14 protein-coding genes are annotated in these 14,386 nt (G+C 69.9%); 4 read left to right on the top strand and 10 right to left on the bottom strand.

Annotated elements, in window-relative coordinates; all coding sequences use genetic code 11:
• Positions 1–9 precede the first annotated feature (9 nt).
• A complete protein-coding gene (locus tag ACFUEJ_RS02830) occupies positions 10–705 on the bottom strand; it encodes a TetR family transcriptional regulator (protein ID WP_165630526.1) in 696 nt (231 codons plus the stop codon).
• A 157-nt stretch (positions 706–862) separates the two neighbouring features.
• Here ACFUEJ_RS02830 and ACFUEJ_RS02825 point away from each other — a divergent pair, with 157 nt between their 5' ends.
• The 3 genes from ACFUEJ_RS02825 (at position 863) to ACFUEJ_RS02815 (ending at position 4,901) form a co-directional block, all read left to right on the top strand.
• Entirely contained in the window at positions 863–2,956 is a 2,094-nt protein-coding gene (locus ACFUEJ_RS02825) for an acyl-CoA dehydrogenase (RefSeq protein ID WP_165630527.1), read from the top strand.
• Between the two features lie 233 nt (positions 2,957–3,189).
• Positions 3,190–4,104 carry a manganese catalase family protein gene (locus ACFUEJ_RS02820; protein ID WP_165630528.1) on the top strand — a complete coding sequence of 305 codons (915 nt, stop codon included), beginning with the start codon at positions 3,190–3,192 and terminating at the stop codon, positions 4,102–4,104.
• Between the two features lie 95 nt (positions 4,105–4,199).
• Complete coding sequence (locus tag ACFUEJ_RS02815) at positions 4,200–4,901, top strand: hypothetical protein (protein WP_165630529.1); 702 nt, start codon at positions 4,200–4,202, stop codon at positions 4,899–4,901.
• Here ACFUEJ_RS02815 and ACFUEJ_RS02810 read toward each other — a convergent pair.
• The 9 genes from ACFUEJ_RS02810 to ACFUEJ_RS02770 form a co-directional block, all read right to left on the bottom strand.
• The gene (locus ACFUEJ_RS02810) at positions 4,883–5,452 is read right to left on the bottom strand and encodes a DUF3093 domain-containing protein (protein WP_065629209.1); all 570 of its coding nucleotides are present in this window, start codon (positions 5,450–5,452) and stop codon (positions 4,883–4,885) included. The genes ACFUEJ_RS02815 and ACFUEJ_RS02810 overlap by 19 nt on opposite strands.
• Positions 5,453–5,457: 5 nt before the next feature.
• The gene (locus ACFUEJ_RS02805) at positions 5,458–5,883 is read right to left on the bottom strand and encodes a hypothetical protein (protein ID WP_078113010.1); all 426 of its coding nucleotides are present in this window, start codon (positions 5,881–5,883) and stop codon (positions 5,458–5,460) included.
• Positions 5,880–6,626 carry a hypothetical protein gene (locus ACFUEJ_RS02800; protein ID WP_165630530.1) on the bottom strand — a complete coding sequence of 249 codons (747 nt, stop codon included), beginning with the start codon at positions 6,624–6,626 and terminating at the stop codon, positions 5,880–5,882. Before ACFUEJ_RS02800 ends, ACFUEJ_RS02805 begins: the two co-directional genes overlap by 4 nt.
• 48 nt (positions 6,627–6,674) lie before the next feature.
• Positions 6,675–7,652: a porphobilinogen synthase gene (gene hemB, locus ACFUEJ_RS02795; protein ID WP_055475194.1), complete on the bottom strand. Its 978-nt coding sequence runs from the start codon at positions 7,650–7,652 to the stop codon at positions 6,675–6,677.
• 156 nt (positions 7,653–7,808) lie between these two features.
• Positions 7,809–9,500, bottom strand: a complete 1,692-nt coding sequence (locus tag ACFUEJ_RS02790; RefSeq protein WP_068972462.1) for a bifunctional uroporphyrinogen-III C-methyltransferase/uroporphyrinogen-III synthase — start codon at positions 9,498–9,500, stop codon at positions 7,809–7,811.
• Positions 9,501–9,549: 49 nt separating this feature from the next.
• Positions 9,550–10,494, bottom strand: coding sequence for a hydroxymethylbilane synthase (gene hemC, locus ACFUEJ_RS02785; protein WP_388027453.1), 945 nt, complete (start codon positions 10,492–10,494; stop codon positions 9,550–9,552).
• The gene (locus ACFUEJ_RS02780) at positions 10,491–11,870 is read right to left on the bottom strand and encodes a glutamyl-tRNA reductase (RefSeq protein ID WP_205334469.1); all 1,380 of its coding nucleotides are present in this window, start codon (positions 11,868–11,870) and stop codon (positions 10,491–10,493) included. Before ACFUEJ_RS02780 ends, hemC begins: the two co-directional genes overlap by 4 nt.
• On the bottom strand, positions 11,867–12,673 hold the full coding sequence (locus ACFUEJ_RS02775; RefSeq protein ID WP_078113007.1) for a redox-sensing transcriptional repressor Rex: 807 nt from the start codon (positions 12,671–12,673) through the stop codon (positions 11,867–11,869). The genes ACFUEJ_RS02780 and ACFUEJ_RS02775 overlap by 4 nt, the downstream gene beginning before the upstream one ends.
• Before the next feature lie 150 nt (positions 12,674–12,823).
• On the bottom strand, positions 12,824–13,078 hold the full coding sequence (locus tag ACFUEJ_RS02770; protein ID WP_137809730.1) for a glutaredoxin family protein: 255 nt from the start codon (positions 13,076–13,078) through the stop codon (positions 12,824–12,826).
• A 180-nt stretch (positions 13,079–13,258) separates the two neighbouring features.
• Here ACFUEJ_RS02770 and ACFUEJ_RS02765 point away from each other — a divergent pair, with 180 nt between their 5' ends.
• Positions 13,259–14,386 carry an HAD family phosphatase gene (locus ACFUEJ_RS02765; RefSeq protein WP_165630531.1) on the top strand — a complete coding sequence of 376 codons (1,128 nt, stop codon included), beginning with the start codon at positions 13,259–13,261 and terminating at the stop codon, positions 14,384–14,386.

Here is a 14,386-nt window from a genome sequence, read left to right as displayed (position 1 = left end):
TCCGCCGGGTCAGTCCTCCCCCAGCTCTTCGGCCACCCGACGTGCGACTTCCGAGCGAGACATCCCGGCCGGATAGGCAACCACGGTGACCTGTCCGCGCGACCCGCCGCCCGGGACCGATGCGCCGCCGGCGCCCCCGGCACCGAGTGCCATCGCCACTCGGTGCAGCTCGTCCCGCAGTCGTTCGGGGGTGGCTTCGGCGTCGCCGCGGATCATCTGCCGCAGCAGGAAGTTGTGGGTGCCCGTGACCGCCGCGACGTAGGCAACCACCCGCACCGGCGACTCGCCGGGCAACCGTGCGCGCAGGAACTCCTCGAACGCACCCTGGTAGCGGTACGTCGTCACCAGCTCCCGATCCCGCAGCGCGGGCACCTCCTGCACCACCTGTGCGCGCCGCACCGCGAGTTCGCGATCCCGGACGAAGTGGGCGAAGACCAGCTCGGCCGCCGCACATACCGCCAGCCACGGATCCTCGTCGGAGGCCGCGAGCCGGTCGCCGACCTGCGCGAGCAGCGACTCGTGGTCGGCGAAGATCACGTCCTCCTTCGACCCGAACTGCCGGAAGAACGTGCGACGGGACATCCCGGCGGCGGCCGCGAGCTGCTCGACGGTCGTCGACTCGTAGCCGTGCTCGCTGAACAGACGGATGGACTCGGCGACGACGCGCGTGCGAAAGGCGGTCGGATCGGTGTCCGCGACTGACATGGGTCAAGTATCACCACATGGAGGCGACGAGACCCTCGGGCCGTCCCGAAGGAGGAGTTCGGCGCCGACCTGCGTAACGGATCGGTGCGCATTACTCGTCAGTAGCGACCGCCACAAAAGCTGGGTCCGACGCGTGGTCACTACGTACGGTGGAGCCATGGCAACCCCCACCGCTCCCACCGAGAAGACCCCGGCTGAGAAGAGCTCGACGGAGAAGACCCCGTCGACGACGAGTCCGACACCCATCGCGACCGAACCGACCGTCGACGACCCGGTCGCCCCGACCGACGTCTCCGCCGACGACGAACTGTCCGCGGACGAGCGGGCACTGCTCGTCGACAATCTGCGGTTCGTTCTCGACGGTCGCTGGCGGGCGACGAGGGAGACGGTGCGGGAGAACTCGAACCGCGCCGACCTCCTGCCCGACCCGTCCCGGACGCTCGACGAGGCGCGCGCCCACACCCTCGAGGTGATGCGCGAGCTCGCCTCGCAGGGTTTCGCGGCCGCCGGTTTCGCCGAGGACCACGGCGGCAGCGGTGACATCGGCGCGTCGATCACCGCCATCGAGATGCTCGGCTACGCGGACCTGTCCCTCATGGTCAAGGCCGGCGTGCAATGGGGCCTCTTCGGCGGCGCCGTCGAAAACCTCGGCACCGCACGGCATCACGAGAAGTACGTGCCCGGCATCATCGACCTGAGCGTCCTCGGGTGCTTCGCGATGACCGAGACCGGGCACGGTTCGAACGTGCAGGCCATCGAGACCACGGCGACCTACGACCGCGAGGCCCGCGAGTTCGTGATCAACTCCCCCACCCCGTCGTCCCGCAAGGACTACATCGGCGGCGCCGCCGCGCACGCCCGGTACGCCGCGGTGTTCGCCCAGCTCGTCACCGGCGGGCCCGACGAGGAGCCCGAAGGCCGTGGCGTGCACTGTTTCGTGGTGCCGATCCGGGACGAGGACGGCTCCGACCTGCCCGGCGTCACCACCAGCGACTGCGGGTACAAGGGCGGACTCGCCGGCGTCGACAACGGCCGGATCATGTTCGACAACGTCCGCATCCCCGCGGAGAACCTGCTCAACCGCTACGCCGACGTCGCCGAAGACGGCAGCTACAGCTCGCCGATCGAGAACACCAACCGCCGCTTCTTCACCATGCTGGGCACCCTCATCCGCGGCCGCGTCAGCGTGGCGGCGACCGCGGGTGCCGCCGGCCGCAAGGCGCTGGCACTCTCGACCCGCTACGGATTGATCCGCAAGCAGTTCGAGGCGCCCGAGGGCACCGACGAGATCACCGTGATGGACTACCTCGGTCACCAGCGAAAGCTGTTGCCGCTCATCGCGAAGTCGTACGCAATCGGATTCGCGCAGAACGAGATCGTCGACGAACTGCACGAGGTCCAGTCGGTCGCACCCGACGACTCCGACGCCGGACGGCAGCGCCAGCTCGAGGGGCAGGCCGCCGGCCTCAAGGCCTACGCCACGTGGCACGCCTCCCACGCGATCAACGTCAGCCGTGAAGCCTGCGGCGGCGCAGGCTATCTCGACGAGAACCAGCTGTCGATCATGCGGGGCGACATCGACGTCTTCACCACCTTCGAGGGCGACAACACGATCATGACGCAGCTCATCGCCAAGGAACTGCTGTCCGCGTACTCCGAAGACGTCCAGGGCCTTTCGGCGGGCGGCTGGGTGCGCTTCATCGCGGGCATGGCCCGCGACGTGGTGGCCGAGAAGACCGCGGTCCGGCAGGTCGTGCAGACCCTGCTCGACGGTTCCGACGAGGACACCGAGAAGTCGGCGCTCACCGACCGCAGCACCCAGATCCGGTTGTTCCGCAACCGCGAGGACCACCTCGTCCGGACGTGCGCGCAACGACTACGCCGCGCGCTCGACGACGACAACGACGCCTTCGAGGTGTTCAACAACGCGCAGGACCACCTGCTGAAGGTCGGGCACGCGCACATCGAACGCGTGGTACTCGAGGCCTTTGTCGAGGCGATCGAGAACTGCGATTCCCGTTCGGCGGCAGAGCTTCTGGGCAAGGTGTGCGACCTGTTCGTCTACTCGGCACTGGAGGACGACCTGTCCTGGTTCATGATGCACCGGCACATCTCGGTGGAGCGCGCCAAGGCGATCCGCCGCGGCGTGAACGAGCTCTGCCAGGAACTGCGACCGCATGCCCGGTCGCTCGTCGACGCCTTCGGCGTCCCGGAAGCGTTGCTGCGCGCACCCATGCTCCAGAACGGCTGAGCCCCGCTCTCGAGACCATCGCGGCCACCGTCGAACAGACGGTGGCCGCGTTGTCGTTTCGGCATTGGTGTTTGGGCCTGCGCACCACGGGCATACTGCCGCCGACGCCGCTGTGGAGACCACGCTGCGACGCACCGACGAGATCGCGCGGGCCCGCGTCCGGGAATCGCCCGCGCCCGACTTGTCCATCTGCGCTGCGACAGCGTGCCACAAGCCGATTCGGAAAGAGAACCATGTTCCGCCACACCGACTACATGCAGTTCGACGTCAAACCCGAGAAGCCCGACCCCATCTACGCCCGCAAGCTCCAGGAGTTGCTCGGCGGCGCCTATGGCGAGATGACGGTGACGATGCAGTACCTCATGCAGGGCTGGAACTGCCGCATGAAGGGCAAGTACAAGGACATGATCATGGACATCGCGACCGAGGAGATCGGTCACGTGGAGATGATCGCCACCATGGTCGCACGTCTGCTCGAAGGCGCGCCGGTCACCAACTCGACCGAGAACGCCCTCGGTGACCCGGTGGTCGCCGCCGTCCTCGGCGGCACCGATCCCACCCAGGCCATCTTCTCCGGCGGCGGCCCCCGTCTCGCCGACAGCAACGGTGTGCCGTGGAACGCCGGATACATCACGCACAGCGGCAACCTGCTCACGGACTTCCACGCCAACGTCACCGCCGAGGCGCAGGGACGCGTCCAGACGGCCCGCCTGTGGCACATGACCGACGACCCGGGCGTCAAGGCGATGCTGCAATTCAACCTCGCCCGCGACACCTTCCATCAGAACCTCTGGCTGAAGGGGATCGAGGAGCTCAAGGAGGACGGCCTGGAGGGCACGATCGCTCCCGACGACCTCTTCGACGAGGAGTTCAGCGAGCACGCGAGCACGCTGTGGCACCTGTCCGACGGCGAGGACTCGGACAAGGGCGGCTGGGCCAGCGGCCCCACCCCAGACGGCGCGCACCAGTTCAAGTTCCTCGCCGACCCGCAGCCGCTGGGCGATCGGCAGTCGGGGCCGCCGCCGGACCCGAAGCTCTACGCGACCTACGACGGCGCGATGGGCACCCCGCAGAAGCCGCAGTTCGGCACCGAGAAGGGTGTCATGGGCAAGATCAAGGACGTCGTCGATCCGGACCCGTCCGGCTAGACCGACAGCATGTGCAGTGCACGCTGCCCGGCGGTGGACCCGATGTCGGGGACGCCTCCGGGCACGCGTGCGCCCACCCGACAACCGGAGTTCTCATGAGCGCACTACCCGACCTCATCACGACCCCGTTCCGCTGGCTGGCCGCCCTCAGACACGCCCGGGTGTTCCACCCCGACGGTCTGCTGTGTGGTGGCACGGCCGCGCTGTCGGCCGACCACCCACTGCCCTTTCACAGCGGCCCGGTGTCGGTGCGGGTCTCCAAGGGCATCGGCACACCCGGCGGCCTACCGGACATCGTCGGCCTGGCCATCCGCTTCCCGTCGACCGACCCCGGCACCGTCGGCGGCGGGGTGTCGCCGTCGACCAACGCCACCGGCGCGTGGGATCTCCTGCTCGCCGGCCCGGCCCCGCTCGACGGCCGACTACCCGTCCCGCTGCCGACGACGCACTGGGCCACCGCGGTGTCGAGCCTGACGCCGTACCGGTACGACGGTGACCTGTACTGGATTCGGGCGCGCATCCTCGAACCGGCGGACTCGTCGGGCCTGTCGATCGAGGACCTGGCCGCCCGTCTCCGCCGCAACCAACCGATCGTCATCGTCCTGGAGGCCGGCGCCGGACGATTCGTGCCGGTCGTCCGGATCGAAGTCGACCACGTCCTCACCGGACTCGACGTGGATTTCGACCCCATCCTGCACCGGCCCGAGGGCGTCGAGTTCGCCCCGTCGTGGCTCGGGGATCTACGACGCCGCGCCTATCGCGACAGCCGGGCGGGACGTCACTCCGTCGTGTCCTGATCCTCCGAGGACGGTTCCGTCGTCGACGTCCCCCGAGGCGGCAGCCCCAGCCGGACAGCCTCGTGCGCCTGCGTGAGCTCGCTGCGCAACCGCTCGACATCGCGGGCCCATGCCTGCGCGATCCGCCCGGAGGTCAGCTGCACGCCGATCCCCTTGCGGCGGCGCGGCACACCGTGCAGCTCGCCCAACGCGGACGCACTCTCCCAGTCCTCGGGGGTGTGGCTGTGATTGGGCGGGAAGATCTTCGCGATGTCGGCCAGCGGCGTCGTGACGGCTCCCTGGCGGAGCGTGGTCTCGGTGAGCTCGACGCTGACATGCCGACGGGCTGCCGACACCTGCACGAGCGAGAACCCCAGCAGCAGCACGAAGAAGATCGCCAGCACCGGCCAGTGCACCTGACCGGGCCCGGCGATCTCCATCGCGAGGACCGCGCCCACCAGGACCGGACCGATCAGCACCACCCACCAGCTGCCGCCGGACTCGGCGAACAGCACCTCACCCGCCGGCTCGACGGGGTCGGAGTCGTGACCTTCCGGATCGTCGTCGGTCATGTGCCCTACTTGCGCGACCGCGGCGTCTTGGGTTCCGGCTCCTTGCCGGTGTACCAGGTCTCGGCGGGCGGACGGTAGGCCAGCAGGGACCCGAACAGACCGACGAGTCCCGCGAGCAACGGGAACGCGAAGAAGTTCATCCCCAGGCTCAGGAACAGCAGCATGGCCACGACGACCAGGGTCAGCGCCGCCAGCGACGACCGCCACCGCGCATCGCCGGTGTAGGCCTTGCTGCCCAGCAGGATGTACCCGACACCCACGACGGCGACCATGGCGCCGAGCACCCCGGACGTGACGGTCCCGGTGTCGCTGGCCGCCGACACGACGATGACCAGTGCACCGAGCGCGATCAGCAGTGCGCCGGAGGTCAGCCAGCACCGGTAGGCCCAGACGACGAGTTTCGGACGCAGAGCCGGATCAGGACTTGTCACTGGTTCTTCGGTCCTTCGTTCTGGTTGTCGGTGCCCCGGTTCTCCGGATGCGGCTTGTCGAGGTGAACGGGCTCGGATCGGGCGTCGTCGGAGTACGGGCCGGGCGCGCCGCGACGATCGCTGTCACCATACGGCCTGTTCTGGCCGTACGGGTTCTGGCCGTACGGGTTCTGGCCGTACGGGTTCTGGCCGTACGGGTACGGGGGTGACGGCGGGTGGACCGGCTGCGGCTTCCGCGCTGCGGCCATCTCCCGGCAGTACTTTTCCGAGTCCCCGCGCATGAGGAGCACGGTCGCACCGAGCGCCGCGACGCCGCTGATCACCTGCGGGACCATCGCCCACGCCGGCGACGTGTCGCCACCGAACAGCGAGAAGAGCAGGCTGACCACGACGTAGACACCCATCGCCGACAGCACGATCCGCGCCCAGTTGTAGCCCTTACGGGTGAACCAGACGACCAGCGCCGTGATCGCGGTGAGGAACAGCGACGTCACGACCAGCACACCGACCACGAACCCCGACGAGGTCATGAAGTCGATCTGCTCGGGCGGGACCCCTTCCTGCGGAGCGGAACTCACCTGATCGCGGATCATGTCGACGAAGGTGCCGGTCTGCGCGAACATCGCCACGATCTGCCCGACGATCACCACCACCCACAGCTCGACGGCGATGGAGACGGAGTCGGGGATCTTCGGTCGCGACGGCGCGCCGGGGTCGGACGCGGGGTCGTACGGTGCGGACATGGGACCAGCCTAGTGAACGGGCAGCACGACGAGCCCTACACGCTCAGGTCAGGACAGGCGCTGCGCCACCTCGGCCGCCCAGTAGGTCAGGACGATCGACGCACCGGCCCGTCGGATGGCGGTCAGCGATTCCAGGATCGCGGCATCGCGATCGATCCACCCGCGTTCGGCGGCGGCGGAGATCATCGAGTACTCGCCGCTGATCTGGTAGGCCGCGACCGGCACGTCACTCATGTCGGCGACGTCGCGCACGATGTCGAGGTAACTCATCGCCGGCTTCACCATCACGATGTCGGCGCCCTCCTCGAGGTCGAGCCGGACCTCGCGCAGCGCCTCGACCCGGTTGGCCGCGTCCTGCTGGTACGTGCGCCGGTCGCCCTGCAGCGACGAGCCGACCGCCTCGCGGAACGGGCCGTAGAACGCCGAGGCGTACTTCGCGGCGTAGGCCAGGATCCCGGTGTCGGTGAAGCCCTCGGCGTCGAGGGCGGCCCGGATCGAGGCGACCTGGCCGTCCATCATCCCGCTCGGCCCGAGGAGATGCGCACCCGCCCGCGCCTGCGCCAGGGACATCGACACGTAGCGCTCGAGGGTCTCGTCGTTGTCGACGCGACCCCGACCGTCGACGACGCCACAGTGCCCGTGATCGGTGAACTCGTCGAGGCACGTGTCGGCCATCAGGACCGTGGCATCCCCGAGATCGTCACCGAGGGTGCGCAGAGCCCGGTTGAGGATTCCGTCGTCGGCATCCGCGCCCGACCCGGTGGCGTCCTTGTCCTCGGCGCGCGGCACCCCGAACAGCATGAGCCCGCCGACACCGGCGTCGACGGCCTCGGCCGCGGCGGTCCGCAGCGAATCCATCGTGTGCTGCACGACGCCCGGCATCGACGAGATCGGTACCGGGTCGTCGATGCCGTCGGCGACGAACATCGGCAGCACCAGATGTCGCGGCTCCAGCGAGGTCTCGGCGACCAGCCGGCGCATGGCCGGGGTGGTCCGCAGTCGTCGGGGCCGGATCACGGGTGGCATGGGTCTCCTTCGTCTCACGGGCCCTTCGAGGCTCGTCGACCTCGACGCGCTCCTTCGTCGCTTGCTCGGCCCGGCGGCTATCGCTCCTCGCACCCTTCGAGGCTCGTCGCTGCGCTCCTCGCACCTCAGGGCGGCGCCTCAGGGAGCAGGAGCAGCTCAGGAACGCGAGCGGCGAGACTTCTTGCGCGGGGGCGGAAGTGCGCCCTCGGCCCGAAGTCGGGCGGCGTGCTCGGCGAGCGCGTCGACGAGTTCGAGCACCGATGCGTTCTCCGGCTGCACATCCACCCGGAGGCCGAATTCCGTTGCGGTCTCGGCGGTCTTGGGCCCGATGCACGCGACGATGGTGCGCGCGTGCGGCTTTCCGGCGATGCCCACGAGATTGCGCACGGTCGAGCTGGAGGTGAAGCAGACCGCGTCGAAACCACCGGTCTTGATCATCTCGCGGGTCTCGGCGGGCGGCGGTGCGGCGCGCACGGTGCGGTAAGCGGTGACGTCGTCGATCTCCCAGCCGCGGTCGCGCAGTCCCTCGGACAGTGTCTCGGTCGCGATGTCGGCGCGCGGCAACAGGACTCGGTTCACCGGGTCGAAGACGTCGTCGTAGGGCGGGAAGTCCTCGAGGAGACCGAGCGAGCTCTGCTCACCCGACGGCACGAGTTCGGGGTTGATGCCGAAGGAGCGCACCTTCTCGGCGGTGGCCTCACCGACGCAGGCGATCTTGACGCCGGAGAACGCCCGGGCGTCCAGCCCGAACTCGGCGAACTTCTCCCACACCGCGCGCACCGCGTTGGTGGAGGTGAACACCACCCACTGGTACCGCCCGTCGACAAGACCCTTGACGGCGCGTTCCATCTGCGCGGGGCTCCGCGGCGGCTCGACCGCGATGGTCGGCACCTCCTTGGGCATCGCACCGTGGCTGACGAGGCGTTCGCTCATGTCGCCGGCCTGGTCCTTCGTCCGCGGCACCAGGACGGTCCAGCCGTACAGGGCGCGCGACTCCCACCACGACAGCTTGCCGCGCGCACCCACGACCTTGCCGACCGTGACGATCAGCGGACCGGTGAGCGCGTTGCCCTGCTCGTTGAGCGTCGCGAGCGTGGCCTCGATGGTGCGCTGCGCACAGGTGGTGCCGTTGATGGTGATGGCGGCCGGGGTCTGGGGGGCCATGCCGTGCTCGGTGAGCGCGCTGGCGGTCTCGGCCAGGTGGCCCGATGTCGCGTGCAGCACCAGCGGGCCGGGGGCGGCGGCCAGCGCGGCCCAGTCGACCTCGCCGCGCACGTCGGCCTCGGTGTGGGTGGAACCGAGCGGCATGCCGGCGTAGCTCGGGACCACGGATGCGGCGGGCAGGCCCGGCAGCACCTCGAAGGTGACGGTCGTACGGGCGACGGCGTTGACCTCGGCGAGGACCGAATCGGTGGTCAGCGGATCGCCGGCGACCACGCGCACGACGTCGTCGCCGTTGCGGGCCGCGGCCACGAGGGTCTTGGCGACCTCGGCCGGGTCGCCGAGCGCCGGTCGGACCACCGACTCCTCGTCGGCCTGCCCGGCATCGGCCGCACCGGCCTCGTCACCGACGGCCTGCGAGTCGTCGGCCGATCCGGCGGGCGTCGACGCGGCGTCGTCAGCGGGTTTCTCGGCCTTCTTGGTGGATCGGCGAGTGTCGGCGGCGGGTTCGTCGCGATGCGCACTGCCGATCAGCGACACCACCGGCGCGGGTACATCGGGGTCGATGTAGGCGGTGGTCGCGTTGGTGATCACGGTGCGTGCCCGCACGGTGAGCAGGTCTGGGTCCCCTGGACCCGACCCCACGAACAGGATCCGTCCGGGATTTGCCTTCTTCGTACGGCTCATGGGTTCGCACTCTCCTGCCCTCTCGGCGAGGGCTGCAGTTCGTTCTCTGCTAGGGAGAGTTGACGAGGTCGCCCGCTCCCAGCTCCAGCAGTTCGGCGGCGAGGTCTTTGCCCAGCTGAACGGCACGATCGACCGGACCCACCGCCGAAGCGCGGATCACGTCCGACCCGTCCTCGGCCGCCACCGCCGCACGCAACGACAGTTCGGCGAAGATGCGCCCGTCCTCGTCGATCGACTCGACCACCTCGGCGATCGCACCGACCGGTGCGGTACATCCGGCTTCGAGAGCCGCGAGTACCGCCCGTTCGGCCTCGATGGCCGCGCGGGTGGACTGGTCGTCCAACTCGGCGAGAATTCTCACCAGTTCGGCATCGTCTGAGCGGCACTCCACAGCGAGTGCACCCTGCGCCGGCGCCGGCAGCATGACCACCGGTTCGAGCGCCTCGGAGACCACGTCGGTCCGTCCGATCCGCACGAGTCCGGCGCGGGCGACCACGACTGCGTCGAGTTCGCCGCTGGCGACTTTGCCCAACCGAGAGTCTAGGTTGCCTCGTAGGGGGCGGATTTCCAAACCGAGACCCAGTGCTCTAAGCTGCGCGGCCCGCCGCGGGGCCGAGGTACCGATCACCGAGCCGGGCGGCAGTTCGCCGAGCACCATTCCGTCGCGTGCGACCAGCGCATCCCGGGGATCGACGCGCGGCGGGATGGCCGCGATCGTGAGGTCGTTCTCGGGGGCGGTCGGGAGGTCCTTGTACGAGTGCACCGCGACGTCGACCTCGTTGTTCCGCAGCGCGACGCGGATCGCCGTGGTGAACACCCCGACGCCGATCTCGGTGACGGGGGCCGCCGAGGCGTCACCGGCGGTCTTGATGATGACCAGTTCGGCGGGATGTCCGGCGGCGGTCAGGGCGTCGGCGATGGTCTGCGACTGGGTCCGGGCCAGCAGCGAGCCCCGCGTACCGATCCGGATCGGCGCGGTGGAGGGTTCGCTCATCGGTCACCCAGATCGCCGGCCGCCTCACCCGAAGGCAGGCCACCGAGATGGTCGGGAGCCGAAACCGCTTCGGCTGCACCGGGTTTGAGTTCGAACAGCTCACGCAGCGCCTCGGCGTAGTGATCCCCGTTGGGGGTCGAGGCGAGCTGCTTGACGCGCACGGTCGGTGCGTGCAGCAGCTTGTCGACGACGCGGCGGACGGTCTTGGCGACCTCGTCGCGCTGTGCGCCCTCGAGGTCGGGCAGGCGGGTCTCGAGGCGCAGGATCTCGGCCTCGACGACGTCGGCCGCGCGCTGGCGCAGGGCCGCGACGGTCGGGGTGACCTCGGCCTGACGCTGGTGCGTGAGGTAGTCGGCGAGCTCGGCGGCGACAATCGACCGGGCGGCGAGGGTGTCATTCTCGGCGGCTTGGGTCTCGGAGTCGCCGCGCAGTCCCTCGATGTCGACGATGTGCACGCCGGGCAGGCGGGCCGCGGCGGGGTCGACGTTGCGCGGGAGCCCGAGGTCGCAGATGACGAGCGGTGCTGCGTCCCCGGTACGGGCCGCGAGCGCCGAGTGCACCGACCCGACGCCGACGACCGCGCCGATCGCGCCCGTACACGTGACGACGACGTCGGCCGTGGCCATCGCCTCCGGCAGGTCGTCGAGCCCGACGCCGCGGACGCTGATGCCGTGGTTGGCGGCGATGTTGCCCGCGAGGTGGTCGGCCTTGTCGACGGTCCGGTTGACGACGACCATCTCGGTCACGCCCTCACGGGCCAGCTGCGCGGTCGCCAGACCGCCCATGGCGCCGGCACCGACGACCACCGCGCGGCGCAGGCGATGCGCGCCCGTCGCGGGATCGGTGAGCAGCGACTTCGCACGGTGCAGCGCGACGGAGACCACGGACGCACCCGCGCGGTCGATGCCGGTCTCGGTGTGCACGCGCTTGCCGACCCGCAGCGCCTGCTGCGCCAGTTCGTGCAGCACTCGTCCGGCGGAGTCGTTGGCGTCGGCGCTGAGGTAGGCGTTGCGGATCTGGCCGAGGATCTGCTGCTCGCCGACGACGAGCGAGTCGAGGCCCGCCGCGACGGTGAAGAGATGCTCGACGGCGGCCTCGGAGTAACGGACGTAGGCGTGGCGGGTCATCTCGTTGACGGTCATGCCGGAGTGGTCGCCGAGGACCGAGCCGACCGCCTCGAGCGCCGGGTGGAAGGCGTCGACGACGGCGTAGATCTCCACGCGGTTGCACGTGGAGACGAGCATGGCTTCGGAGATCGCCCGCGAGGAGAGCAGTTCGTCGATCAGTTTGGGGCGGTCGTGGTCGGAGACCGCCAACCGCTCGAGCACCTCGACGGGAGCACTGCGGTGCGATACCCCGAACAACAGAACACTCACGCTGTCACCGTTTCTTCACCCATCACATTTCCCTGGTGTCCGGCACTTCCCCGGTGCCCCCGCGTCGGCTTCGCCTCGCGCGGCTCCTTGACGTCGTCGCGCGGCCCGCGAGAGGCCTGGAAAGCCAACACCTGTAGTTCCAAGGCTAGATCAACTTGTCTGACGACAACATCCGACTCCGCCGGAAGCGACACGGGCGTGACGTTGAGCACCTGCCGGACACCCGCGGCCACGAAGGCATCGAAGACGCGTCGGGCGTCGTCGTCGGCGGTGGCGATCACCGCGATCTCGACGGCCGGGACCACCTGTGCGCAGACGGCGGCGATGTCGGTCAGCGGGGCGACCCGCGGGCCGCCCGGCTCGAGAACCGCGCCGGTCAGGGCCGGATCGGCGTCGAACATCGCGGCGACCCGGAAGCCGCGTCCGAAGCCGGCGTGCGACAGCAGCGCACGGCCGAGCGAGCCGGCGCCCGCGAGCGCGACGGTGTGGATGCTGTCGGTGTGCAGCGTCATCGAGATCCGGGCGGTCAGCTTGCCCACGTCGTATCCGACGCCGCGCACGCCGTTGGCGCCGACGTAGGAGAGGTCCTTGCGCAGGATGGCCGGGTTGACCCCGGCTGCCGTCGCGAGCTCGCCGCTCGACGCCAGCAGGATGCCCCGACGGCTGAACGAGCGCAGTACGTGCAGGTAGGTGGCCAACCGGGCGACCGTGGGGCCGGGGATGTCGGTGGCGGGGCCGTCGACCGGAGGGACGGCGGACGCAGGAGGGTCGGCGTCGGCCGACTTCGCACTCTCCGCGCCCACTCGCACTCCCACACATCTGCCGGCGTCACCAGACACCGGGACCCGACTCTTCCCGACCAAGGGAGGATATAGCTTCCCTGTGAATCTGTTCACACGGCCCCTCGGGATCGGCCGTGCTGTGTTAGGCGTCTCGTCGAACGTGGGCGCCGATCACCGCCGCGCCGCGAGATCCGCCCGCAGACGCGGTTCGTCGACCTCCCAGTAGCTGTGCTCGTCACCGTCGAGGAGGACCACCGGGAGCCGGTCGCCGAACTCGGCGCGCACGTCCGGCCGACCCCCTTCGGCCGCCTCGTCGACGTCGACCTCGGTGAACCCCACGCCCATGTCGGCGCAGATACGGGTCAGTTCGGAGCGGGCCGCCGCGCACGCCGCGCACCCCGCACGGGTCAACAGTTCCACCGTCATGCCGACCATCCTCCCAGCGCAGCGCCCGCGGGATCAGCCGGGTGACCCTCCCCCGCCGACGGTGTGCGGTCCGTCACCGGGCGTGGGGATCGAACGCCGGAGACCAGTCGCCCGGTTCCCAGGCGCACCACTAGGCTGTACCCGGCAAGCAGTGCTGGCGCTACGCGTGGGAGGTGGGCAGTGGGCGAGACCCCGGGCCCGGAAGACCGGCAGGACGACGAGACGCCCGACGACGCCGCACTTCTCCCGCCGAATCCGACGCAGGGCGACGGCCCGACGGGCGACGACTGGGAGGCCCACGCCGCGAGCGTGGAGTTCACCGACGACTTCGACGAGGACGCCGAACTCCACGAACTCGTCGACGACGAGACCAACCGGGTCACCACCTGGATCTCCCAGCGGGCGACCGCCGCGACCGGCCGCTTCCGGCAGACCGCGCACGAACTCCGCCAGACGCTGGCCGGTGAGGCGAGCGCGAAGGCCGCCGTCGACTCGCTGCGTTCGCGCCCGACGGCCGAGATCCCGGGCGAACCCCGCCGCGACCTCACCGCCGCCGCCTTCTTCGACGTCGACAACACCCTGGTCCAGGGCGCGTCGATCGTGCACTTCGCTCGCGGTCTCGCCGCGCGGAAGTACTTCACCTACGGCGACATCATGGATTTCGCGTGGACGCAGGCGAAGTTCCGGATCACCGGCAAGGAGAATGCGCGCGACGTCGCGGAGGGCCGGGAGAAGGCGTTGTCGTTCATCGCGGGCAAGCCGACCTCCGAACTCGTCGAGCTCGGCGAGGAGATCTTCGACGACTACATCGCGGACAAGATCTGGCCGGGTACGCGGGCGTTGGCACAGCGTCACCTCGATGCCGGACAGCAGGTCTGGCTGGTGACCGCGACACCCGTCGAACTCGCGCAGACCATCGCCGACCGGCTGGGGTTGACCGGTGCGCTGGGCACCGTCGCCGAGAGCGTCGACGGGGTCTTCACCGGGCGGCTCGTCGGCGACATCCTGCACGGCCCCGGTAAGGCCCATGCGGTGCGCGCGCTCGCGATCCGCGAGGGGCTCAACCTGAAACGCTGTACGGCGTACTCGGATTCACACAACGACGTACCGATGCTGTCGCTCGTCGGCCGCGCGGTGGCGATCAACCCCGACACCGACCTGCGCGACGTCGCCAAGGTCCGCGGCTGGGAGATGTACGACTTCCGTACCGCGCGCAAGGCCGCCAAGTACGGCGCCGGCACCGCAATCGTGCTCGGCGCCGCGGGCGGTGGGGCCGCGGCCGCGGCGCGGTTCCTCCGGCAGCGCTGA

The sequence above is a fragment of the Gordonia sp. NPDC057258 genome, assembly GCF_042668985.1.
In the GTDB taxonomy this organism is placed as follows: Bacteria; Actinomycetota; Actinomycetes; order Mycobacteriales; family Mycobacteriaceae; genus Gordonia; species Gordonia hongkongensis.
This window is presented reverse-complemented; position numbering and strand designations above follow the sequence as displayed.